Annotated in this window: 23 protein-coding genes; 6 read left to right on the plus strand and 17 right to left on the minus strand. The window is 59.5% G+C overall.

All coding sequences use genetic code 11. The features are described 5' to 3' along the window. Window positions 1-2: 2 nt before the first annotated feature. The 6 genes from ispH to murJ all read right to left on the minus strand — a co-directional run bounded on the left by ispH (window position 3) and on the right by murJ (window position 7,441). Window positions 3-950: a 4-hydroxy-3-methylbut-2-enyl diphosphate reductase gene (gene ispH / locus QWI20_RS00900; RefSeq protein ID WP_369303750.1), complete on the minus strand. Its 948-nt coding sequence runs from the start codon at window positions 948-950 to the stop codon at window positions 3-5. A gap of 82 nt (window positions 951-1,032) precedes the next feature. Continuing rightward, on the minus strand, window positions 1,033-1,485 hold the full coding sequence (gene fkpB / locus QWI20_RS00905; protein WP_369303994.1) for an FKBP-type peptidyl-prolyl cis-trans isomerase: 453 nt from the start codon (window positions 1,483-1,485) through the stop codon (window positions 1,033-1,035). Between the two features lie 7 nt (window positions 1,486-1,492). Next, window positions 1,493-2,005, minus strand: coding sequence for a signal peptidase II (lspA, locus tag QWI20_RS00910; protein WP_065987672.1), 513 nt, complete (start codon window positions 2,003-2,005; stop codon window positions 1,493-1,495). Further along, a complete protein-coding gene (ileS, locus tag QWI20_RS00915) occupies window positions 1,998-4,829 on the minus strand; it encodes an isoleucine--tRNA ligase (protein ID WP_369303752.1) in 2,832 nt (943 codons plus the stop codon). Before ileS ends, lspA begins: the two co-directional genes overlap by 8 nt. A gap of 1 nt (window position 4,830) precedes the next feature. Next, window positions 4,831-5,778 carry a bifunctional riboflavin kinase/FAD synthetase gene (ribF, locus tag QWI20_RS00920; protein WP_369303754.1) on the minus strand — a complete coding sequence of 316 codons (948 nt, stop codon included), beginning with the start codon at window positions 5,776-5,778 and terminating at the stop codon, window positions 4,831-4,833. A 118-nt stretch (window positions 5,779-5,896) separates the two neighbouring features. Further along, complete coding sequence (murJ, locus tag QWI20_RS00925; RefSeq protein WP_369303755.1) at window positions 5,897-7,441, minus strand: murein biosynthesis integral membrane protein MurJ; 1,545 nt, start codon at window positions 7,439-7,441, stop codon at window positions 5,897-5,899. Window positions 7,442-7,691: 250 nt separating this feature from the next. Between murJ and rpsT the strand changes: the two genes are divergently transcribed. After that, window positions 7,692-7,970: a 30S ribosomal protein S20 gene (gene rpsT, locus QWI20_RS00930; protein ID WP_037015424.1), complete on the plus strand. Its 279-nt coding sequence runs from the start codon at window positions 7,692-7,694 to the stop codon at window positions 7,968-7,970. 68 nt (window positions 7,971-8,038) lie between these two features. Here the strand turns inward: rpsT and QWI20_RS00935 are convergent, their stop codons facing one another. The 5 genes from QWI20_RS00935 to rplU form a co-directional block, all read right to left on the minus strand. Further along, window positions 8,039-8,509, minus strand: coding sequence for a CreA family protein (locus QWI20_RS00935; RefSeq protein ID WP_369303756.1), 471 nt, complete (start codon window positions 8,507-8,509; stop codon window positions 8,039-8,041). 28 nt (window positions 8,510-8,537) lie between these two features. Next, window positions 8,538-9,656 carry a glutamate 5-kinase gene (gene proB, locus QWI20_RS00940; protein ID WP_369303757.1) on the minus strand — a complete coding sequence of 373 codons (1,119 nt, stop codon included), beginning with the start codon at window positions 9,654-9,656 and terminating at the stop codon, window positions 8,538-8,540. Between the two features lie 85 nt (window positions 9,657-9,741). Then, window positions 9,742-10,965: an Obg family GTPase CgtA gene (gene cgtA, locus QWI20_RS00945; RefSeq protein WP_282367114.1), complete on the minus strand. Its 1,224-nt coding sequence runs from the start codon at window positions 10,963-10,965 to the stop codon at window positions 9,742-9,744. 241 nt (window positions 10,966-11,206) lie between these two features. Beyond that, a complete protein-coding gene (rpmA, locus tag QWI20_RS00950) occupies window positions 11,207-11,479 on the minus strand; it encodes a 50S ribosomal protein L27 (protein WP_037015434.1) in 273 nt (90 codons plus the stop codon). 33 nt (window positions 11,480-11,512) lie between these two features. Next, a complete protein-coding gene (gene rplU, locus QWI20_RS00955) occupies window positions 11,513-11,827 on the minus strand; it encodes a 50S ribosomal protein L21 (protein WP_003176051.1) in 315 nt (104 codons plus the stop codon). 239 nt (window positions 11,828-12,066) lie between these two features. Here rplU and QWI20_RS00960 point away from each other — a divergent pair, with 239 nt between their 5' ends. Together QWI20_RS00960 and QWI20_RS00965 are read left to right on the plus strand one after the other, a co-directional pair. Then, window positions 12,067-13,035 (plus strand): polyprenyl synthetase family protein, encoded by a 969-nt coding sequence (locus QWI20_RS00960; protein ID WP_369303759.1) that lies wholly within the window; start codon window positions 12,067-12,069, stop codon window positions 13,033-13,035. Between the two features lie 166 nt (window positions 13,036-13,201). Continuing rightward, the gene (locus QWI20_RS00965; protein WP_346626772.1) at window positions 13,202-13,444 is read left to right on the plus strand and encodes a hypothetical protein; all 243 of its coding nucleotides are present in this window, start codon (window positions 13,202-13,204) and stop codon (window positions 13,442-13,444) included. 82 nt (window positions 13,445-13,526) lie between these two features. Here the strand turns inward: QWI20_RS00965 and QWI20_RS00970 are convergent, their stop codons facing one another. The 5 genes from QWI20_RS00970 to QWI20_RS00990 all read right to left on the minus strand — a co-directional run bounded on the left by QWI20_RS00970 (window position 13,527) and on the right by QWI20_RS00990 (window position 18,174). Next, window positions 13,527-14,144, minus strand: a complete 618-nt coding sequence (locus QWI20_RS00970) for an FKBP-type peptidyl-prolyl cis-trans isomerase (protein ID WP_122535350.1) — start codon at window positions 14,142-14,144, stop codon at window positions 13,527-13,529. An 83-nt stretch (window positions 14,145-14,227) separates the two neighbouring features. Then, window positions 14,228-14,533, minus strand: coding sequence for a DUF6482 family protein (locus tag QWI20_RS00975; RefSeq protein ID WP_369303760.1), 306 nt, complete (start codon window positions 14,531-14,533; stop codon window positions 14,228-14,230). Window positions 14,534-14,563: 30 nt separating this feature from the next. After that, window positions 14,564-15,052 carry a TIGR00645 family protein gene (locus tag QWI20_RS00980; protein WP_065987683.1) on the minus strand — a complete coding sequence of 163 codons (489 nt, stop codon included), beginning with the start codon at window positions 15,050-15,052 and terminating at the stop codon, window positions 14,564-14,566. Window positions 15,053-15,223: 171 nt separating this feature from the next. Continuing rightward, entirely contained in the window at window positions 15,224-15,556 is a 333-nt protein-coding gene (locus tag QWI20_RS00985; RefSeq protein ID WP_369303995.1) for a hypothetical protein, read from the minus strand. 185 nt (window positions 15,557-15,741) lie between these two features. Next, complete coding sequence (locus QWI20_RS00990) at window positions 15,742-18,174, minus strand: Lon protease family protein (RefSeq protein WP_192173405.1); 2,433 nt, start codon at window positions 18,172-18,174, stop codon at window positions 15,742-15,744. A gap of 280 nt (window positions 18,175-18,454) precedes the next feature. Between QWI20_RS00990 and QWI20_RS00995 the strand changes: the two genes are divergently transcribed. Together QWI20_RS00995 and QWI20_RS01000 are read left to right on the plus strand one after the other, a co-directional pair. Next, window positions 18,455-18,943, plus strand: a complete 489-nt coding sequence (locus tag QWI20_RS00995) for a DUF3015 domain-containing protein (RefSeq protein WP_122535346.1) — start codon at window positions 18,455-18,457, stop codon at window positions 18,941-18,943. A gap of 72 nt (window positions 18,944-19,015) precedes the next feature. Further along, window positions 19,016-20,875 (plus strand): DUF4105 domain-containing protein, encoded by a 1,860-nt coding sequence (locus QWI20_RS01000; protein WP_369303761.1) that lies wholly within the window; start codon window positions 19,016-19,018, stop codon window positions 20,873-20,875. Between the two features lie 215 nt (window positions 20,876-21,090). Here the strand turns inward: QWI20_RS01000 and QWI20_RS01005 are convergent, their stop codons facing one another. After that, entirely contained in the window at window positions 21,091-21,291 is a 201-nt protein-coding gene (locus QWI20_RS01005) for a heavy-metal-associated domain-containing protein (protein ID WP_369303762.1), read from the minus strand. A 154-nt stretch (window positions 21,292-21,445) separates the two neighbouring features. Here QWI20_RS01005 and QWI20_RS01010 point away from each other — a divergent pair, with 154 nt between their 5' ends. Next, a complete protein-coding gene (locus tag QWI20_RS01010) occupies window positions 21,446-21,826 on the plus strand; it encodes a hypothetical protein (protein WP_192173408.1) in 381 nt (126 codons plus the stop codon). Window positions 21,827-21,912: the final 86 nt, after the last annotated feature.

Raw genomic sequence — 21,912 nt, forward strand, 5'->3', positions numbered from 1 at the left:
GATTACAGCAGCGACTTGACGCGCAATTCCTTCGGCATCGAGAAGGTGATGTTTTCCTCGCGCCCAGCCAACTCGTCTTCGCCGGTCGCGCCCCAAGCGTGCAACTGCTGGATCACGCCACGCACCAGCACCTCAGGCGCCGAAGCACCGGCGGTAATGCCGATGCGTCCAACGCCGTCGAACCAGCTGCGCTGCATGTCTTCAGCGCCGTCGATGAGGTAGGCCGGAGTCGACATGCGTTCAGCCAGTTCACGGAGGCGATTGGAGTTGGAGCTGTTCGGGCTGCCGACCACCAGCACCACATCACACTCGTCGGCCAGAACCTTGACCGCATCCTGGCGGTTTTGCGTGGCGTAGCAGATGTCGTCTTTGCGCGGACCGCCAATGGCCGGGAATCGCGCGCGCAGGGCGTCGATCACACGACTGGTGTCGTCCATCGACAGCGTCGTCTGGGTCACGAAAGCGAGGTTCTCGGGGTTGCCCACCTGGAGATTGGCAACGTCCGCTTCGTCTTCGACCAGATAGATCGCGCCGCCGTTGCTGGCGTCGTACTGGCCCATCGTGCCCTCGACCTCAGGGTGGCCGGCGTGACCGATGAGGATGCACTCGCGGCCATCACGGCTGTAGCGTGCGACCTCGATATGCACTTTGGTCACCAGCGGACACGTGGCGTCAAACACCTTCAGGCCGCGACCTGCCGCCTCGGTGCGCACCGCCTGTGACACGCCGTGGGCACTGAAAATCACAATGACGTCGTCCGGCACCTGTTCGAGCTCTTCGACGAAGATCGCGCCACGGCTGCGCAGGTCTTCGACCACGAATTTGTTATGAACCACTTCATGGCGCACGTAGATCGGCGGGCCAAACACTTCCAGCGCGCGATTGACGATTTCGATCGCACGGTCCACCCCGGCGCAGAAGCCTCGTGGGTTGGCGAGTTTGATTTGCATGATGTGCCTCGTGTCTACGCGCAATGAAACATATAAACGAAAAGGCCCCGAACAGTGCCGGGGCCAAGCGCTCTGGCGGTGCTCAGAGTGCCTTCACCTCGAAAATTTCCACTTCGAAGGTCAACGTCTTGCCCGCCAGCGGGTGATTGAAATCGACGGTGACCTGATCATCGTCTATCGCTTTCACCACGCCCGGCAGTTCGGTATTCGCCGCATCGTTGAAGATCACCAGCAGCCCTTCGGACAGCTCCATGTTCTGGAACTGCGAACGCGGCATGACCTGCAGGTTTTGCGGGTTCGGCTGACCGAAAGCGTTTTCAGGGGGCACCTGAAGCGTGCGCTTGTCACCCGCTTTGAAGCCAAAAATCAGCGCTTCAAAGCCCGGAAGCAGGCTGCCATCGCCGACCTTGAAGGTCGCAGGGGCCTTGTCGAACGTACTGTCGACAGTGTCGCCGTTTTCCAGGTGCAGGGCGAAATGCAGGGTGACTTCCGTGTTCTGACCGATGCGTGTTTCCTGTGCAGCCTGTTCGGTCATCAACTGATCAGTCATTGACGGTTTCTCCGGTTTTCTTGCTCTTGAACATGTCCAGAGCCAGCATGATCGCGCCAACGGTAATGGCGCTGTCCGCGACATTGAAGGCCGGGAAGCCGTGTTCTTTCCAATGCACGAAGATAAAGTCTATGACATGGCCGATGAAGATTCGGTCATACAGATTGCCGAGCGCCCCACCCAATATCAGGGCAAGGGCAATCGCCAGCCAGGTTTCGTCACGCCCCAGGCGCTTGAGCCAGACCACCAGCACCCCACTCACCACGACCGCAATCAGCGCAAACAGCCAGCGCTGCCAGCCGGAACTGTCGGCCAGGAAGCTGAACGCAGCGCCAGTGTTGTAGGCCAGCATCCAGCTGAAGTAGTCAGGAAGGATGACGATCTGCTCGTACAACTCCAGACGGTTTTCGAAGTAGAACTTGCTGGCCTGGTCAATGACCACCACCAGCACGCTCAGCCACAACCAACCCAGTCGGCCCATACGGCCAGCCGATGCATTAGGCATAGTGACGAACCTCGCCTGCACCGCTGATGTTGTCGACGCAACGACCGCAGATTTCCGGATGCTCAGGGTTGACCCCGACGTCCTCGCGGTGATGCCAGCAGCGCGCGCACTTGGCGTGGCCGGATTTGACGACCTTGAGTTTCAGACCGGCCACTTCGGTAATCACCGCATCGGCTGGCGCGCTGACAAAAGGCGCGACGCTGGCTGTCGAGGTGATGAGCACGAAACGCAACTCGTTGCTCAGTTTGGACAGATCCGCTACAAGCGCGTCTTCGGCGTACAGCGTGACTTCAGCCTGCAAGTTGCCGCCAATGGCCTTGGCCGCGCGCAGGTTCTCCATCTCCTTGTTGACCGCGACTTTCACCGCCATGATCCGTTCCCAGTAGGCGCGGTCCAGCTCGAAGCCTTCTGGCAGCTCGCTCAGGTTCTGGTACCAGGTGTTGAGCATGACCGACTCGTTACGCTCGCCCGGCAGGTACTGCCACAGCTCGTCGGCGGTAAACGCCAGGATCGGTGCGATCCAGCGAACCAGCGCTTCGGAGATGTGGAACAGCGCGGTCTGGCAGGAACGACGAGCCTTGCTGTTGGCGCCGGTGGTGTACTGGCGATCCTTGATGATGTCGAGGTAGAAGCCGCCCAATTCCTGCACGCAGAAGTTGTGCACCTTCGAGTAGACGTTCCAGAAACGGTACTCGCCGTAATGCTCTTCCAGCTCACGTTGCAGCAGCAACGCGCGATCCACGGCCCAGCGATCCAGTGCCAACATGTCTTCGGCTGGCAGCAGGTCGGTGGCCGGGTTGAAGCCGGTCAGGTTCGAGAGCAGGAAGCGCGCGGTGTTACGGATGCGACGGTACGCATCGGCGCTGCGCTGCAAGATGGTGTCCGAGACGGCCATTTCGCCGGAGTAATCGGTCGCCGAAACCCACAGACGCATAATGTCGGCGCCCAGCGTGTCGTTGACTTTCTGCGGCGCGATGACGTTGCCCAGCGACTTGGACATCTTGCGGCCGTTCTCGTCCACGGTGAAACCATGGGTGAGCAATTCACGGTACGGCGCGTGATTGTCGATGGCGCAACCGGTCAGCAGCGACGAGTGGAACCAGCCACGGTGCTGGTCGGAGCCTTCCAGGTACAGGTCAGCGCGTGGACCGGTTTCGTGGCCCATCGGGTGCGAGCCGCGCAGCACATGCCAGTGCGTGGTGCCGGAATCGAACCAGACGTCCAGGGTGTCGGAGATCTTGTCGTAGTGCGGCGCTTCGTCACCCAATAGCTCGGCAGCGTCCATCTTGAACCAGGCTTCGATGCCTTCCTGCTGGACGCGCTGGGCGACTTCTTCCATCAGCTCGACGGTGCGCGGGTGCAGCTCGCCGCTTTCCTTGTTCAGGAAAAACGGGATCGGCACGCCCCAGTTGCGCTGACGGGAGATGCACCAGTCAGGGCGGTTGGCGATCATCGAGTGCAGGCGCGCCTGCCCCCATGCCGGGACGAATTTGGTTTCTTCGATGGCTTTCACGGCGCGGTTGCGCAGTGTGTCGCCCGACGTCGGCTGCTTGTCCATGCCGACGAACCACTGCGCGGTGGCGCGGTAGATCAGCGGCGTTTTGTGGCGCCAGCAGTGCATGTAGCTGTGGGTGATGGTTTCGGTGTGCAGCAACGCGCCGACTTCAGTCAGCTTGTCGATGATCGGCTGGTTGGCCTTGAAGATGAACTGGCCGCCAAAGAACTCCAGCGACGGGCTGTACACGCCGTTGCTCTGCACCGGGCTGATGATGTCGTCGTTGGTCAGACCGTAGGCTTTGCAGATCACGAAGTCATCGACGCCATAGGCCGGCGAGCAGTGAACCACGCCGGTGCCCGCGCCCAGCTCGATGTAGTCGGCCAGATAGATGGGCGACAGACGATCGTAGAACGGATGACGGAAATTGATCAGCTCAAGCGCCGAACCCTCGGCCGTCGCCAACACCGAACCTTCGAGGTTCCAGCGCTTCAGGCAGGACTCGACCAATTCCTCGGCCAGCACCAGCAGGCGCTCGCCGGTATCGACCAGCGCATAGGTGAATTCTGGATGAACGTTGAGCGCCTGGTTTGCCGGGATGGTCCACGGGGTGGTGGTCCAGATCACGATGGCAGCAGGTTTGCTCAGGCTAGGCAGACCGAAGGCTGCAGCGAGCTTGTCGGCATCGGCAACCGGGAAGGCCACGTCGATGGTGGACGATTTCTTGTCCTGGTATTCGACTTCCGCTTCAGCCAGTGCCGAGGCGCAGTCGAAACACCAGTTGACCGGCTTCAGGCCCTTGAAGACGAAGCCGTTCTTGACCATTTCTGCCAACGCGCGGATTTCCCCGGCTTCGTTGGCGAAGTCCATGGTGCGGTACGGGTTGTCCCAGTCGCCGAGCACGCCCAGACGAATGAATTCGGCTTTCTGCCCTTCGATCTGCTCGGCCGCGTAGGCACGGCACAGCTCGCGGGTCTTGTCCGCAGGCAGGTTTTTGCCGTGGGTGACTTCGACCTTGTGCTCGATTGGCAGACCGTGGCAATCCCAGCCCGGAACATAAGGCGCGTCGAAGCCCGACAGGGTCTTCGAGCGAACGATCATGTCCTTGAGAATCTTGTTGACCGCATGACCGATGTGGATATTGCCGTTGGCGTACGGAGGCCCGTCGTGCAGCACGAACTTGGGACGATCCTTGCCAATTTCGCGCAGCTTCTGGTACAGGCCAATGCTGTCCCAGCGCTGCAGAGTTTGCGGCTCGCGCTGGGGCAGGCCGGCCTTCATCGGGAAGGCGGTGTCCGGAAGATTAAGCGTGGCTTTGTAGTCGGTCATTTCAGGCTCTAAAGTTTAGCGGTTGGTCGTGCCAGTGGGCACGAGCGGCAGCGACATCCGCATCGATCGCCGTCTTGAGCGCCTCAAGGGAGGCAAAGCGCTGCTCATCACGCAGCTTCTGGTGGAATACCACCGTCAAACGCCGGCCATAGATATCGCCGGTAAAATCCAGAAGGTGAATCTCCAGGTGGGGGCGTCCATCGCCCGCCACGCTGGGACGCACGCCAATGTTGGCGACGCCCGGCCACACCTTGCCGTCAATCTGCGCGCTGACCAGATAGACACCGGTTAATGGCACGCGACGACGTTTGAGCTGCACGTTGGCGGTGGGCGTACCCAGCTGACGCGCCAGCTTCTGGCCATGCAGCACCCGGCCGGATATCTCGAACGGGCGGCCCAGCAAGTGCTCCGCCAGTTTGAAGTCTGCGGCGGCCAGCGCGGTGCGCACCTTGGTGCTGCTGACGCGGAAGCCGTCGATCTCGACAGTCTGTGCCGCTTCGACGGTAAAGCCCTTCTCCGCGCCTACGTTCTGCAGGAAATCAAAATCACCGATCCGGTCGCAGCCAAAGCGGAAGTCGTCGCCGACCTCCAGATGCTTCACGCCCAGGCCATCGATCAGCACGGTGTCGACAAACTCGGATGCACTGAGCCTGCTGAAGCGCTGATTGAATGCCAGACACAGCACCAGATCAACACCTTCGGCGGCGAGCAGATCGAGCTTGTCACGCAGTCGTGCGAGGCGGGCCGGCGCCGTCTCGGGAGCGAAGAACTCGCGCGGTTGCGGTTCGAAGATCACCACACAGCTGGGCAGGCCCAGCTCGACGGCACGCTCACGCAGGCGCGCCAGGATAGCCTGATGACCCCGGTGAACACCGTCGAAATTGCCAATGGTGGCGACGCAGCCCCGGTGCTGCGGGCGCAGATTGTGAAGGCCTCGAACCAGCTGCATAACGCGCTTCTTGCTCATAAAGTGGCCGATTATAACCACACACCGCCGTCAACGACAGGCGACACATCCGGGCAAACCGCAACAATCGACGTTAACCGGCAGAAAACGACGACTGATCCTACAGGATCGCCTTGCGGGCGAAATGCCTGACCCGAAAACCCAACACCAACAAGGTGCCGAAATACGCCAGGACACCTGCCAGCACCAGCCCGCCCAAGCGCAGGAATCGCTGCAGCATCTCACCGTCCGACCAGGCGGGCATCACATGCATCAGGCCCAGCAGCACGCCGGACATCACCGCCACGGCGACAATCAGCTTGCCCAAAAACACCGGCCACCCTGGCTGCGGCTGAAACAGGTCCTGCTTGCGCAACTGCCAGAACAGCAGCAAGGCGTTGAGGCACGCGCCCACGCTGATCGCCAGCGCCAGACCGGCGTGGGCCAGATGAATGACGTAGACGAAAAGCAGGTTGAACAGCTGAGTCACTATGAGGGTGAAGATCGCGATTTTCACCGGCGTGCGAATATTTTGTTGAGCATAAAAACCGGGGGCCAGCACTTTGATCACGATAATGCCCAGCAGCCCGACCGAATAAGCGACCAGCGCACGCTGAGTCATCGCAGCATCTACGGCGTCGAACTTGCCGTACTGGAACAGCGAAACCGTCAGCGGCTCGGCGAGCAGTCCGAGCGCCAGGGTGCACGGCAGCACCAGCAGGAAACACAGGCGCAGGCCCCAGTCGAGAATGCGCGAATATTCGTGGCGATCCCGGCTGGCATAGGTTTTCGAGAGAATCGGCAGAAGAATCGTCCCTAACGCCACGCCCAGCACGCCGGAAGGCAATTCCATCAAACGGTCGGCGTAATACATCCACGACACCGATCCGGCGACAAGGAACGAGGCGAAGATCGTGTTGATGATCAGCGATATCTGACTGACCGACACCCCGAGCATGGCCGGCAGCATTTGCTTCATCACCCGCCAGACCCCGGTGTCGCGCAGGTTGAGTCGCGGCAGCACCAACATGCCGATCTTTTTCAGATGCGGCAGCTGATAGAGAAGCTGCAGCAGCCCGCCCGCCAGCACCGCCCAGCCCAGCCCCATCACGGGCGGGTGGAAATACGGCGTAAGGAATAAGGCGAAGAAGATCATTGCCAGATTGAGCAGCGTCGGCACGAACGCCGGAACGGAGAAGCGATTCCACGTATTGAGGATCGCGCCAGCCAGCGAAGACAGCGAGATGAGCAATATATAAGGAAAGGTCACCCGCAACAGGTCTGAGGTGAGCTGGAATTTCTCCGGCGTGTCGGCAAACCCCGGCGCAGTCGCCCAAATGACCCAAGGTGCGAACACGATGCCCAGCACAGTGACGATCGCCAGCGCCAACGTCAGCAAGCCGGTGACATACGCAACAAATGTACGGGTTGCCTCCTCGCCCTGCTGGCTTTTGTATTCCGCCAGGATCGGCACGAATGCCTGGGAAAAGGCGCCCTCGGCAAAGATCCGGCGCAGCAGGTTAGGCAGTTTGAAGGCAATAAAGAAGGCGTCAGTAGCCATGCCGGCGCCGAATGCGCGCGCGATAATGGTATCGCGAACAAAGCCCAGCACCCGCGAAAGCATCGTAATAGAGCTAACGGCGGCAAGCGATTTGAGTAGATTCATCGAAAGGTTGTACGCCTGACCAAAGGAAGCGCCAAAGCGCGTTCCATATATGCGATACTCCGCGCCGCAAAACAGCTCAGAGCCAAAGCCCGCGAGTTTACAGGTCGCACGCCGGAAAGAAATCACCTCGGCACCACACTGCGACCACTCAGCGGAACGCATCAACTGCCCTTGACAAGCGTCAATCTCATCGGCATGATTCGCGGCCTATTTTGTTAGCTATTTCCCAAGTCTTTCGAGGAGCTCGACGGTGGCCAACACACCTTCCGCCAAAAAACGTGCAAAACAGGCTGAGAAGCGTCGCAGCCACAACGCCAGCATGCGTTCCATGGTTCGTACCTACATCAAGAATGTAGTTAAAGCCATCGACGCTAAAGACGCTGAAAAAGCGCAAGCTGCTTATGTTCTGGCCGTGCCAGTTATCGACCGTATGGCCGATAAAGGCATCATCCACAAGAACAAAGCTGCTCGCCATAAAGGTCGCTTGAATGGCCACATCAAGGCTCTGAACCTTGCTGCTGCAGCCTAAGCGATTCGCTTGTTAAAAAACCGACCTCAGGGTCGGTTTTTTATTGCCTTCGATTTGACACTTCAGCATCAAGGCGCGGGAGCAGGCGCCCACGGCAGAATCGGGATCGCGGTCACGGCGTTTTGCGGACTGCCCTCGATCACCTTGTCGCTGTAGACGAGGTACACCAGCGTGTTGCGCTTCTTGTCCAGGAATCGCACGACCTGCATGGTCTTGAACACCAGCGAGGTTCGCTCCTTGAACACTTCGTCCCCGTCCTTCAATTGCTCCTTGAAATGAATGGGACCGACCTGCCGGCAAGCGATGGACGCCTCGGCACGATCTTCAGCCAGACCCAGCCCGCCCTTCACCCCACCGGTTTTCGCGCGGGACAGATAGCACGTCACGCCCTCGACTTTGGGATCGTCGAAAGCTTCGACCACGATCCGATCGTTCGGACCGACCATCTTGAACACGGTGGATACCTGGCCGATCTCTTCAGCTGACGCCAGCAACGGCAGCATCAGCAACGCGCCTACCAGCCCTTTCATGACTCGCATGTATGCTTCCTTCTTTTGATAATGCACTTCAGACCAGAATCAGGTTGTCACGGTGCACGAGCTCAGGCTCAGCCATGTAACCCAGTTCCTTGACGATGGCGTCAGAGGGCAGGCCAATGATCTTCTGCGCTTCCAGAGCACTGTAATTGCTCAGACCCCGGGCGATCTCGCGACCGTCAGCCGCCACGCACACGACCATCTCGCCACGACGGAAGCTGCCCTGCACCAGCTTGACGCCGACCGGCAACAAACTCTTGTGACTCTCGGTCAATGCCCTCACAGCGCCCTCGTCCAACACCAGCGTGCCACGGGTTTGCAAATGCCCGGCCAGCCACTGCTTGCGAGCCGCGAGCATTTCGCGCTCCGGGGACAGCAACGTGCCTAAACGCTCACCGGCCTTCAGACGCGCCAGAACGCGCTCGATGCGGCCACCTACAATCACGGTGTGCGCCCCGGAACGGGCGGCGAGTCGCGCAGCACGCAATTTGGTCTGCATGCCGCCACGCCCCAGCGCACCGCCAGTACCGCCCGCCACAGCATCAAGGGCAGGATCATCGGCGCGCGCCTCATAAATGAGCTGCGCTTCAGGATTGTTGCGAGGGTCAGCATCGAACATGCCGTCACGGTCGGTCAGGATGACCAACAGGTCGGCTTCCACCAGGTTGGCCACCAGCGCCGCCAGCGTATCGTTGTCGCCAAAACGGATCTCGTCGGTGACGACCGTGTCGTTTTCATTGATGACAGGAATAACACCCAGCTCAACCAGGGTGCGCAGCGTGCTTCGGGCGTTCAGGTAGCGCTTGCGATCGGACAGATCGTCGTGGGTGAGCAGAATCTGTGCGGTGTGCCGCTGATACTCGGCGAAGCTGGATTCCCACGCCTGCACCAGACCCATCTGACCGATTGCTGCAGCGGCCTGAAGCTCATGCATGGCACTCGGTCGCGCAGTCCAGCCCAAACGGCTCATGCCGGCCGCTACCGCGCCGGACGACACCAGGACCAGTTCGACACCCGCCTCATGCAGGGCCACCATCTGCTCGACCCAAACACCCATCGCGTTGCGATCCAGACCCTTGCCGTCCGCTGTCAGCAGCGCACTTCCGATCTTCACCACCCAACGCTGGGCACCTGTCACCTTGCTCCGCATGATCTTTCAACCTTAAGCCAGAGAGTCCGAATTCTAGATACTAAAACGCCGCTTCAAGAGCGGCGTCGTAGTTTACTTCAGTCGATCAGTCGCGGACGTAAATGATTTCCGGACCATCTTCGTCTTCCACATCTTCCTCATCCCAATCGTCATCGCCGATGTCATGCACACTCTTCACGCCGCTACGGCGCAAGGCACGCTGATCATCCAGCGCCTGCAACTGAGCGCGGGCTTCATCTTCGATGCGCTGATCCAGCTCAGCCAGCTCGGCAGCGTAGGCCGGGTCATTGGCCAGACGGTCAGCGCGGTCTTCGAGATAGCGCATGATGTCGTGGGTCAGGCGATCGGTGCCTTCTTTGGCGATGGCCGAGATCACGTAGACAGGGCCAGTCCACTCCAGACGATCGATGATCTCCTGCTTGCGGGCTTCATGCTCTTCTTCGAGGATCTGGTCGCACTTGTTCAGCACCAGCCAGCGATCACGGTCGGCCAGCGCAGGACTGAACTTGACCAGCTCGTTGACGATGACTTCGGCGGCATCCGGCGCACTGCTTTCATCCAGCGGCGCCATGTCGACGAGGTGCAGGAGCAGACGCGTACGCGCCAGGTGCTTGAGGAAGCGAATCCCCAGACCGGCACCGTGGGAAGCGCCTTCGATCAAGCCGGGAATATCGGCGATGACAAAGCTTTTCCAGCGATCGACACTGACAACACCCAGGTTCGGCACCAGCGTAGTGAACGGGTAATCAGCGACCTTTGGCTTGGCAGCCGATACCGAACGAATGAACGTGCTTTTGCCGGCATTCGGCAAACCGAGCAGACCGACGTCAGCCAGTACTTTCAGCTCCAGCTTGAGGTCACGCTGCTCACCCGGCTTGCCCGGCGTGGTCTGACGCGGTGCACGGTTGGTACTGGATTTGAAACGCGTGTTACCCAGACCGTGCCAGCCGCCATGAGCCACCAGCAGACGCTGGCCCGCTTTGGTCAGGTCGCCGATGACTTCCTGGGTACCAGCGTCGATCACGGTGGTGCCGACCGGCACGCGCAACACCAGCTCTTCACCCTTGCGACCGGTGCAGTCGGTGCTGCCGCCGTTCGAACCGCGCTCGGCGTCGAAGTGGCGGGTATAGCGGTAGTCGACTAGGGTGTTGAGGTTTTCGTCAGCGATCATGTAGATCGAGCCGCCGTCACCACCATCACCGCCGTTGGGACCACCGTTCTCGATGAATTTTTCGCGGCGGAAGCTCATGCAACCGTTACCGCCATCACCGGCCTTTACTCGAATGGATACTTCATCAACAAATTTCATAGCGCACGCCTCCCGTCACAAAGACGAGCAAACAACATTGATTCATAAGGCTCTTGCAAAGATGAGCGTTGCGATACCGATCAAAAACCAGCGACTTCACACCACAACGGCCCACACAAACAGCTTTGCAAGAGACTCACCAGAAACAGGACCTTCTACAAACGAAAAAGCCCTGTCATCGACAGGGCTTTTCAGCTCAGGAGGCGTGAAGGTCAGGCCCTCACACCCCCTGAACGCAAGATTATGCCGCGACTTCAGTCTTTGGCACGATGCTTACATAGCGACGACCGAAGGCGCCTTTAACCTGGAACTTGATCACGCCTTCGACTTTAGCGAACAGGGTGTGATCCTTGCCCATGCCAACGCCGTAGCCAGCGTGGAATTGGGTGCCGCGCTGACGCACGATGATGTTGCCCGGAACGATAACCTGGCCGCCATACATCTTCACGCCAAGGCGTTTGGCTTCTGAATCGCGACCGTTACGGGTACTACCACCAGCTTTTTTGTGTGCCATGAGTCAATTCTCCTAGTGAGGATTAGGCTGAAATTAAGCCTGAATACCGGTGATTTTGATCTCGGTGTACCACTGGCGGTGGCCCATACGCTTCATGTGGTGCTTACGACGACGGAACTTGATGATGCGGACTTTATCGTGACGACCTTGGGAGATCACTTCAGCCACAACGGTAGCGCCTGCAACAACTGGAGCGCCGATGTTCACGTCGTCGCCATTGGCAACCAACAGAACGCGATCAAAAGTAACGGATTCGCCGGTAGCGATTTCCAGTTTTTCAATCTTCAGGTATTCACCTGGGGCGACCTTGTATTGCTTGCCGCCAGTAACGATTACTGCATAAGACATGGTGTATCTCCGATAATCCTGCTCACCCAGCTCTTTATAGGAAGAGGTATTGGCTGGCATGGCTGCACAAGGCTGGAAGGCCGACATGCAATTGCGTAAGGCAGGTGCTGCCCAGGAAGTTAGGGTGCGCGATTGTACGCAAGCGATCAACGCCTTGCAAGCTGCGTTATGTCACGCCTTGACAGGGTGGGGCCTGCAACCTAGCATGCCGCGCAACCCTTCTGGAGCACGTCTCGCTGATGCAACCCCAAGCCTTCTACACCGCTGTGGCAGACGACTTTACCGCCGTCGACCACATTATCAAGAAGCAGCTGACATCGCGCGTGCCGCTGGTCTCCAAAATCGGCGACTACATCACTTCTGCTGGCGGTAAACGCCTGCGCCCGTTGCTCGTTCTGTTGTGCGGCAAAGCGCTGGGCTCTGGCGGTGATGACTTGCGCCTGTTGGCCGCAACCATCGAATTCCTGCACACCGCGACCCTGCTGCACGATGACGTCGTCGACATGTCCGGCATGCGCCGTGGCCGCTCGACCGCCAACGCAATGTGGGGCAACGCACCGAGCGTGCTGGTAGGGGATTTTCTGTATTCGCGCTCGTTTGAGATGATGGTCGAACTGGGCTCGATGCAGGTGATGCAGATTCTGTCGAAGGCCACCCGGGTCATCGCAGAAGGCGAAGTGTTGCAGCTGTCCAAAGTGCGCGACGCCAGCACCACCGAAGAAACCTACATGGAAGTCATCCGCGGCAAAACCGCGATGCTCTTCGAAGCGTCGACCCACAGCGCCGCCGCACTGGCCAATGCCGGTCCCGAGCAAAGCGAAGCGCTGCGCACCTTTGGTGATCATCTGGGGGTCGCTTTCCAACTGGTCGACGACCTGCTGGACTATCGTGGTGATGCCGAAACCCTCGGCAAGAACGTCGGCGACGACCTCGCCGAAGGCAAGCCTACCCTGCCGCTGATCTACACGATGCGTGAAGGCACCCCTGAACAAGCTGCGCTGGTTCGTCAGGCCATTCAGAAGGGCGGCCTGGAAGATCTCGAAAGCATCCGCGATGCTGTGGAAAAGTCAGGCTCCCTCGAGTACACAGCCCAGCTTGCACGCGACTACATTGCTCGCGCCATTGCCTGCCTGGATGTGCTGCCGCCGAGCATCTACCGCGACGCCCTCGTCGAGCTGAGTGAGTTTGCGGTCGCGCGCACGCACTGACCGCTGCCCTGCTCCACCGAATGCCCGTCCACGTGACGGGCTTTTTGTTGCCTGCGATTCTGGACCGTTTTATAGACCTCGCACCCTAATGCGAATTAATCTCAAATAGATCCTTGCTATTCCTCAGATAAGAATTATTCTCATTGAAACACTCAAGGAGAATCACATGACGTATCTGATTGATGCCTGGCTTGATCGCCCACAGCCCTACCTTCGCATCCTGGATCGCGAGACGGGCAAAGTCTGTGCAGTGCTGGAGGAAGAGGCGCTCGACGAGTTGCGCGATCAGGGGGATCTGGATGTCAGCAGCCTGAGCTCAAGCGAACCCGGCGTTCAGAAGGAGATGGTGCGGAGTCTGTTTCTGTTCTGCTACGCGCGGGCGTTGCGTCCGGCCAGCGAACTGCATTAATGAGAACAGCTAAAACGACAATGCCGAGCCAGCGCGGGGCTGACTCGGCATCTGTCGAGCGTGAAGCGTTCGCTACAAAACCCTACAGAACGTCGAGCAGTTCGACGTCGAAGACCAGAACGCTGTGCGGCGGGATGCTGCCAACGCCTTGAGCGCCGTAGGCCAATTCGCTAGGAACGTACAGACGCCATTTGCTGCCGGCCTTCATCAGTTGAAGGGCTTCGGTCCAGCCTGGAATCACGCCGCCCACCGGGAATTCAGCCGGCTCGCCACGATCGTAGGAGCTGTCAAACACAGTACCGTCGATCAGCATCCCGTGGTAGTGAGTGCGCACGTTGCTTTCGCGGGTCGGCTGAGCGCCTTCGCCCGCGGTGATCACTTCATATTGCAGACCGGAGGCCAGAGTGGTCACGCCATCACGCTTGGCGTTTTCAGTCAGGTATTCCTTGCCTGCGCCAGCCGCTGCTTCAGCTTTGGCTGCAGCTTCGGCTTGCATGATTTCGCGGATGACTTTGAAGCTCGCGCCCATTTCTTCCTGGCCAACACGGCTCGGCTTACCGGCGAAAGCGTCGGTCAGGCCAGCCAGAATAGCGTCCAGGTCGACGCCCGGTGGCGGGTTGTCACGCAGTTGGTCGCCCAGTTGACGGCCAATACCGTAGCTGACGCGGGTTTCGTCGGTGGACAGATTGACTTCGGACATGAGACTGCTCCGCTGAAGAGCGCCCTGGGGCGCCCGTATTTAAAGGCCGGGCAGCCTAGCACAAAGCGCAATACCCGTAACCTCTACCAGGCGGATCGAAAAGCCAGGGGGATTTTGACGTCCTGATTCAGGTCGTCGCTCACGCCGCACATCTCGTCGTGAACCACGGCGTGGACCAGATTGAACGGCATCGGCGCAACCGGCTGCAGCAGCTCGCGCGCGTGCTCGACAGAACGCAGGTGCAATGCCTTGTTCTGCGCGTCGACCAAACGATGCGCGACGCCCTGTATCCTGGCTTCCAGCAAGTAAATGCCGCCTTCGATGGAGATCAGGTTGAGCTCTTCAACACCCCCGGTGTTGGCGTGGGAAATGAGTTCCTGAAGGTTCATGGCAAATCCTCGCGGGTTGCAGCAAGTCGATCAGTGCTTAGTCAGCTTGTCCAGATAGCCCATCGCGAAGGCCGAGACCACGAAGGTCATGTGGATGATGACGTACCACATCAGGTATTGCGGCTCGATGTTCTTGGCGTCCATGAACACCCGTAACAGGTGAATGGACGAAATCGCGACGATGGACGCAGCGACTTTCATCTTCAGCGACGAAGAATCCATCTTGCCCAGCCAGTTGAGCTTTTCCTTGCCTTCGTCGATATCCAGCTGGGACACGAAGTTCTCGTAGCCGGAAATCATCACCATGACCAGCAAACCACCAACCAGCGCCATGTCGATCAACGACAGCAACACCAGGATCAGATCAGATTCCGCCAGCGCGAAGACATTGGGGATGATGTGGAAGATTTCCTGGAAAAACTTCAGCGCCAAAGCGAGAAGCCCCAGAGACAACCCAAAGTAGATCGGCGCCAGCAACCAGCGCGATGCGTACATGGCATTTTCGATAAAACGTTCCATTGAAGCTCACTGATAATTTAAAAGCTCGCGAGTATAGGACGAAGGCCGATTAGCACAACCCACCGCGAAAAGAGTTGAAACAATAACGCCCGATCGGGCAAGGGGAAAGCTCGACAAATCCGCGTCTGCTGACCGTAGAAAGCAGACGCGGAGCGCCTCGAAACGAAGGGGTCAGTTGGCGGGAGACGTCCGCTGACCCACGGCGGCGTCGCTGTTGATTCTTCGCAGCTCCCCCTGGAGGTGAAGCCCCCAGATCGGGATCTCCTCCGCCGTTTGATAGCCATGCAGCAGGAGGCTTTCGGCAATGGCATCAAGGACCGATTCGGCAGCAACCGGTCCATGAAACGGCCCCTGAGCCTTGAGTGCGGAGGGCTGTTCGCCAGACATCCCGGAGGCGAACAACAAGGTCCACATTCCTTTATCGCCTGACAGCGGGCGAACAACACATTCGATTCGGGTCACCAGACCCAGGCATTGGCGAGTAAGGCAGAGGCTGCGCGGCATGGCGAGCTCCTTATTGATTGCAGTATTCATCTCCTTCGCATAACGAAGGAAACGCGTCAGTCCCTTTGACAACTGCTGCAACCCGACAATATCGAACAACTACCCCGTTGGAAAAGCGCGAAAACGAAAAGGGCGCCGAATGGTCATTTGGCCATCAAGCGCCCCGTTTCATTGACGTCAAAGGCCTAGCTTTTCAGCTCGGGCTGTAATTGTGGCGCCTCCTTTTCGAGCTCTTTGAGGTCGTCGTCGCTGAGCATTTCAGCGATGTCGCGCAGACGGTCCACCACCCTGCCGTTGACCGAATCATCGGGGAATTGACCGTCCTCGTCCGCTTCACCGACCGGCATGCCCACCAACAGACTTAGCGCCTCATCCACCTGACGCACGGCATACACGTGGAACTGGCCCGCGCGCACGGCTTGCAGCACGCGCTCGTCCAGCATCAGCGTGGCGACGTTGGCGTGGGGAATGATCGCGCCTTGATCGCCGGTAAGACCTCGGGCTTCGCAGAGCCGGAAGAAGCCTTCGATCTTCTCGTTGACGCCGCCGACCGCCTGGACTTCACCGAACTGGTTGATCGAGCCGGTGATGGCGAAGCACTGCTTGAGCGGGGTTTTCGACAGTGCAGAAATCAGCGTGCAGACCTCGCCGAGGGAAGCGCTGTCGCCATCGACGTAGCCGTAGGACTGTTCCAGCGCGATGCTCGCGGAAATGGCCAGCGGGAATTCCTGGGCATAACGACTGCCCAGGTAACCGGTGAGGATCATCACGCCTTTGGAGTGAATCGGCTGGCCCAGGTTGACCTCACGCTCGATGTCGACGATGCCGCTGCCGCCCGGGTAGACCGTAGCCGAAATGCGCGCCGGTACACCGAACGCCGAATCACCCACCTCCAGCACCGTCAGCCCGTTGCACTTGCCGACCGCCGCGCCCTGGGTGTCAATCAGGATGATGCCGGCCAACATGTCGTCGAGAATTCGGGCCGACACACGACCGGTGCGGGTGGCCTTTGCCTTCAGTGCACGCTCGATGTGCCCGGCGTCAGTGCGCTCATCACCGGCCACACTGCGGATGAAGTCCGCCTCGCTGACCAGTTGGAACAGATCGCCGATGCGCGCCGACAAGCGCCCCTGGTGCTCGGCGAGACGCGCACTGTACGTGGCAAGGCGTGCAACCGCGTCTGCCGTCAGGGGCGCCATGCCCTCCTCCGAGGTCCGGGTTTTAAGCAACTGGGCGAACTGCTCCAGGCTCTCGTCGACCATCGGGATGTCTTCGTCGAAGTCCACCAGCACCCGGAACATTTCCTGGAAGTCCGGATCGAGGTCCTGCAGCGTGTAATACAGCGACCGTGCGCCAATGATGATGACTTTGACCTGCAGCGGGATGGTTTGCGGGGTCAGGGTCACGGTGGCCAGACGACCCAGTTCGCCCAGCGGCGCTTCCATCTTCAGTTTGCGCGATTGCAGGGAGCGCTTCAGGGCGTCCCACACGAACGGCTCGCTGAGCATCTTCTCGGCTTCGAGCACGAGAAAACCGCCGTTGGCGCGATGAAACGCCCCGGGTCGCAGCTGACGATAGGTGGTGTATAGCGCGCCCTGATCGGTGCTGTATTCGATGCGGCCAAAGAGGTTGTCGTAGGTCGGGTGTGGCTCGAACACCACCGGCGCACCACCGCTGGCGGAATGCCCGACCATCAGGCTTGGGCAGTATTGCTCTTCGAGCAGCTTGCGCGCCTGGGCATCGGTTTTGCTGTCGTCGACCAATTGCTCGACCACGGTCCTGAGCAGGTTGACCTGCACTGCCTGAAGGTAGGCGCACACCGCTGCGTTCTCGGCGTACTGCTCGGACAACGGTGCCAGCAAAGGCTGAAGCGCGAGGATGATGGTCTCTTCATTGAGCTCACGCATCTGGTTGTTGGACTCGCGCTTCCACTGCGGCAGGCTGGCGAGTTCCTCATTCAACCGCTCTTCCAGCGTCGAAATATCGGTGTGAAAACGCTCGCGCTCGGCTTCCGGCAATTGCGAAAACTCGGCCTCGTCCAGCGCCTTGCCTTCGAGCATCGGAGTGAATGCAATGTTGGTGTTGTCGCGGTACAGCGCGATGTCCTTTTCCAGGGCAAGACGTTCGATGACATCGAGCGCGCGGTCGTAGCGCTGATTGAAGGCGCGGTCGATCGAGCTCTTCTTCTGCTGGTAGGACGGATGCTCGAACACCGCGGGAAACGTCGACAGCAGGTTGTCGATCAGTCCGTTGATGTCGGCAATGAACGCACTGGCGCTGCCGGGCGGCAGTTCAAGGGCGCGCGGCTCACGGGCGTCGTCGAAATTGTTGACGTACACCCAGTCCGACGGCGTCTGCATGCGCTTGGCTTCGGCCTTGAGGTAGCGCTTGACGAAGGAGAAGCGGCCGGTACCGGGCTCGCCCATGACGAACACGTTGTAACCGGGGCGCGGCATGGCGACGCCAAATTGCAGGGCTTCGACCGCGCGCTCCTGGCCGAGCACGCCGCGAAAGGGTTCCAGATCGTTGGTTGTCGTGAAGCTGAACTGTTCAGCGGAAAAGGGACGGGTCAGCGCTTCGGGCGCAAGTCGCAAGCTGGCAGCAACAGAATCGGGCATCGGACATCCTTACATCAGGCGGGGCAGATGGGCGCATTCTGGCGCTCGCCGCACCGCACTGGCAAGGCATGAACCGCCTGATCGCTTTTCCGTATGAGGAACCGGCCTACACACCCGGCGGAGGCGGATTACACGCAACAATGTGCAATTCCTCACGGAACGTTCATATCGTGCCTAAACTCCAACTTGCGCGACCGGTAACAATTTAAATAACCGGTTCGCCCTGGCGCCCTACCGGCCAGGAATCCGACCCTTGGTTGAAATAACAGAGACTAAAGCTATGAAACGGATTCTTCTTGGTACTCTCTTCGCCGCTGTGTCCATCAACGCCATGGCTCAAGCTCCTGGCGGTCCGGACTGCGGTTGGGGCAACATGCTGTTTGAAGGTCAACGCGGTACTCCCGCTCACTTCCTCGCTTCCACCACCAACGGTACTTCGGGCAACGCCACCTTCGGCATGACCTCGGGCACCAACGGCTGCTCCACCAACAGCGCGCTGACTTACGGCGGCAAGTCCTGGATTGCCATGAACGGCATGATGGATGAGCTCTCCAAAGACATGGCCATGGGCCAAGGCGAAGCACTGACCACGTACGCGGTCGTGTTGGGCGTTGCACCGGAAGACCGTGCGCATTTCGCCGCAGTCACCCACGAGCACTATCAGCAGATCTTCACCAAGGCTGACGCCACTGCTGAAGATGTTCACACCAACACCATCGACGTCCTGAAGAACGATCCGACTCTGGCTAAATACGCGACCCAAGCTTAAAGTCGTGCCGCCTGCCTTCCTCCCCGGAAGGCAGGTTCTCCGCCCTGCCCACTTCTGACTAGTTGCCAATCTATGCTCAAACGCCTTGCCTGGCTGGTGCTCTGTGTCTGCGCCCCGCTGTACGCCGCGCCTCACGTCGACAATGATCGTTTGCAGCAACTGGCCAATTCCAGATTCTGGATCTCCATCGGTCACTACGAAGCCGGTAAGCTGGGGGGCTGGCGCAGTTATGTCGATGACCCGAAGTTCTTCCTCGCTCAGAACGGCGCCCATGATCCCAAATCCGAGCTGGCCGCGACGCTTGAGGCGATCTACCGTCCTGTCACCCAAGGCCAGGAAAACGTCCACCCGCAATGCGTCTACCCCTCCCGCACGCGCTTTTTGCGTGACGAATTGAAGCTGACCGATCTGCCTGCGGTTGACTGCAAAGAATTCAACAAGTGGTTTTCCGATGTGGCCCCGGACAGCACTGTGCTGATTTTCCCGGCGGCGTACCTGAACAGCCCGTCCTCCATGTTCGGGCACACCCTGCTGCGCATCGATCAGGCGGACGTGCAGGCGAACAAGACCGCTTTGCTCAGCTACGCAATCAATTTTGGCGCCTACATCGAGGGCTCCGACAACAGCATTTTGTACGCATGGAAAGGCTTGGCGGGCGGCTACCCAGGCCTGTTCGCTCTGGTGCCGTACCAGGAAAAACTCTCCGAGTACCGTAGCCTGGAAAACCGCGACCTGTGGGAATACCGCCTCAATCTGACACCGGAAGAAACCCGGCGCATGGTCGAGCACGTGTGGGAACTCAAACAGATCCGCTTCGGGTATTTCTTCTTCGATGAAAACTGCTCCTACCGTTTGCTTGAGCTGCTTCAGGTGGCTCGCCCTAGCCTGGACCTGACGCCGCAGTTTCGTCTGACGGCGATTCCCACGGACACCGTGCGCGCGGTGAAGGAAGCGGGTCTGGTGGAGAAGATCGACTATCGCCCGTCCAGGGAGCGCGAGCTGCTGAGCCGTGCCGAGCCGTTGAACCACGACGAGCAGCAATGGGTGTTGAAAGTCAGTGCGGACCAGAAGCTGATGCAGAGTGCCGATTACACCGCACTGCCGAAGGAACGTCGCGCGTTGATTCAGGACGCGGCCTACAGGCTGGAGCGGTATCGCGCCAACGGCCAGGAGCGTGATCCCACTAGCGCGCAACGCAGCTATGAGTTGCTGCGCGCAATCAGCACCAATCCGCCGCCTGCGCTAGAGATTGAGCGCCCTGGGCTACCGGAAGACGGGCATGAGTCGCGCACGTGGCAACTGGGTGCGGGCACGCGGGATGACAAGGCGTTCGCCGAATACGGCCTGCGCATGGCGTATCACGATCTGAATGACAACGCGTACGGCTTCCCGCTGGGCGCGCAGATCGAGATTCTGCAGCTCAAGCTGCGTCAATACGAAGACAGCCATTGGCAGGTGCAGCGGCTCGATCTGGCGACCATCCGTTCGCTAACACCGCGCAACGAGCTGTTGCAGCCGTGGTCGTGGCAGGTGGCGGGCGGCCTTGAGCGGGTGCTGGGCAAGCACGGCGACGAGAACCTGGTGAGCCACGTCAACGGTGGCGCGGGTGGCACGTGGAAGTTGGGGGATGACGTGCTGGGCTTTGCACTGGGCACCGTGCGGGTTGAGCACAATAACGATTTCTCCGCGTTGATTTCGCCAGCGGCGGGTTTCAATACCGGTGTGCTGTGGCGCAATCCGCTGGGTAATTTCAGCCTGGAAACCAAGGGCGATTACTTCACCAATGGCGAAGTGCGGCGCAACATCAGCCTCAATCAACAATGGGAGCTGTCGCGCAACCTCGGCCTGCGGCTCAGTGCGCAGCGGGATTTCAGCCAGCTGACCTCGCCGGTGAATGAAGTGATGCTGGAGCTGAAGTGGTATCACTATTGAGTGATGGGTTTCTGGTTTTTCAGTGTGATGCCCGACGTTTTGCCGGTTGAAGCCGGTCCTACAGATGTCCACGGCGTTTGAGTGGGACCAGCTAAGCCGATCCCACAGGTGTACGCGGTGTTTTGGTAGGACTGGCTTTAGCCGGGAAGAGGCCGGTCGGGTCAGCATCAACTTTTGCGGAGCAACCCCTGACGCTTTCCCGGCCGAAGCCGGTCCTACTGAGCGCGCGTTGCGGTATAGCCCTCCTCCTCAATAAGCCCGACGACCTGCTCAGACCCGAGCTGGCTTTGCACGCTCACCTCTCCCTTCGCCAGATCAACCTGCACCTGCGCCGCAGGGTCTTCACTCTGGATGGCGCTGGTGACGGCACGCACGCAGTGTGCGCAGGTCATGCCTTGAACGTTGAATACCTGCATGTACTGCCTCCTCGTCTCATTGGAAAACCTGATGACGCCATCTAAGACCTTCCCGTCGGGGCAAGGTCAAGTTTCCGATGGATCTGCCGGGCTGGCATATATCCGCACTCTCAGCCAGAGTGCACCTACAACCGTCATATCAGGAGAATCAGCCATGCGCTGGTCAGCCTTTCGTATTGCAGGTTTCGCCGGCCTGTTGGCCTGCGCATCCTGGGCGCACGCCGATCAGGACTATGGCGTGCTGATCATTTCCCGCGAGCGCCTTGAGGTCTCCACTTCCTGCGAAATCGGGATTTTCATGCAGGACCAGCTCGTCGGCCGCCTGTATCAGGAAGAATCTCGCTCTTTCAACTTGCCCGCCGGCGATGTGTCAGTGCGCTTGCGTGTACTGCCGGGCCAGACGCCGGGCTGCTCGCCAGGCATCGAAGCGCAGAACAACACGCGTCTGCACATCAATGCGGGCGACGTTCTGAAATACCGCATTGCGTCCGGACCAAACGGTATGTACCTGAAGAAAGCGGATTTGAATTATTGAATCGCCTCCGGGTGACATCAATGCCCAAATAACAACTGACCCAACGCGTAAGCTCACGCAAAGCGAATGGGTCAGCGGAAAGCGGG

Origin of the sequence: Pseudomonas sp. W2-17, from assembly GCF_041060445.1 — a bacterium.
Lineage (GTDB): Bacteria > Pseudomonadota > Gammaproteobacteria > Pseudomonadales > Pseudomonadaceae > Aquipseudomonas.

Coding starts and splice junctions, on each gene's coding strand:
- ispH (WP_369303750.1), bottom strand. CDS start 950: ATGCAAATCAAACTCGCCAACCCACGAGGCTTCTGCGCCGGGGTGGAC.
- fkpB (WP_369303994.1), bottom strand. CDS start 1,485: ATGACCGAACAGGCTGCACAGGAAACACGCATCGGTCAGAACACGGAA.
- lspA (WP_065987672.1), bottom strand. CDS start 2,005: ATGCCTAATGCATCGGCTGGCCGTATGGGCCGACTGGGTTGGTTGTGG.
- ileS (WP_369303752.1), bottom strand. CDS start 4,829: ATGACCGACTACAAAGCCACGCTTAATCTTCCGGACACCGCCTTCCCG.
- ribF (WP_369303754.1), bottom strand. CDS start 5,778: ATGCAGCTGGTTCGAGGCCTTCACAATCTGCGCCCGCAGCACCGGGGC.
- murJ (WP_369303755.1), bottom strand. CDS start 7,441: ATGAATCTACTCAAATCGCTTGCCGCCGTTAGCTCTATTACGATGCTT.
- QWI20_RS00935 (WP_369303756.1), bottom strand. CDS start 8,509: ATGCGAGTCATGAAAGGGCTGGTAGGCGCGTTGCTGATGCTGCCGTTG.
- proB (WP_369303757.1), bottom strand. CDS start 9,656: ATGCGGAGCAAGGTGACAGGTGCCCAGCGTTGGGTGGTGAAGATCGGA.
- cgtA (WP_282367114.1), bottom strand. CDS start 10,965: ATGAAATTTGTTGATGAAGTATCCATTCGAGTAAAGGCCGGTGATGGC.
- rpmA (WP_037015434.1), bottom strand. CDS start 11,479: ATGGCACACAAAAAAGCTGGTGGTAGTACCCGTAACGGTCGCGATTCA.
- rplU (WP_003176051.1), bottom strand. CDS start 11,827: ATGTCTTATGCAGTAATCGTTACTGGCGGCAAGCAATACAAGGTCGCC.
- QWI20_RS00960 (WP_369303759.1), top strand. CDS start 12,067: ATGCAACCCCAAGCCTTCTACACCGCTGTGGCAGACGACTTTACCGCC.
- QWI20_RS00965 (WP_346626772.1), top strand. CDS start 13,202: ATGACGTATCTGATTGATGCCTGGCTTGATCGCCCACAGCCCTACCTT.
- QWI20_RS00970 (WP_122535350.1), bottom strand. CDS start 14,144: ATGTCCGAAGTCAATCTGTCCACCGACGAAACCCGCGTCAGCTACGGT.
- QWI20_RS00975 (WP_369303760.1), bottom strand. CDS start 14,533: ATGAACCTTCAGGAACTCATTTCCCACGCCAACACCGGGGGTGTTGAA.
- QWI20_RS00980 (WP_065987683.1), bottom strand. CDS start 15,052: ATGGAACGTTTTATCGAAAATGCCATGTACGCATCGCGCTGGTTGCTG.
- QWI20_RS00985 (WP_369303995.1), bottom strand. CDS start 15,556: ATGCCGCGCAGCCTCTGCCTTACTCGCCAATGCCTGGGTCTGGTGACC.
- QWI20_RS00990 (WP_192173405.1), bottom strand. CDS start 18,174: ATGCCCGATTCTGTTGCTGCCAGCTTGCGACTTGCGCCCGAAGCGCTG.
- QWI20_RS00995 (WP_122535346.1), top strand. CDS start 18,455: ATGAAACGGATTCTTCTTGGTACTCTCTTCGCCGCTGTGTCCATCAAC.
- QWI20_RS01000 (WP_369303761.1), top strand. CDS start 19,016: ATGCTCAAACGCCTTGCCTGGCTGGTGCTCTGTGTCTGCGCCCCGCTG.
- QWI20_RS01005 (WP_369303762.1), bottom strand. CDS start 21,291: ATGCAGGTATTCAACGTTCAAGGCATGACCTGCGCACACTGCGTGCGT.
- QWI20_RS01010 (WP_192173408.1), top strand. CDS start 21,446: ATGCGCTGGTCAGCCTTTCGTATTGCAGGTTTCGCCGGCCTGTTGGCC.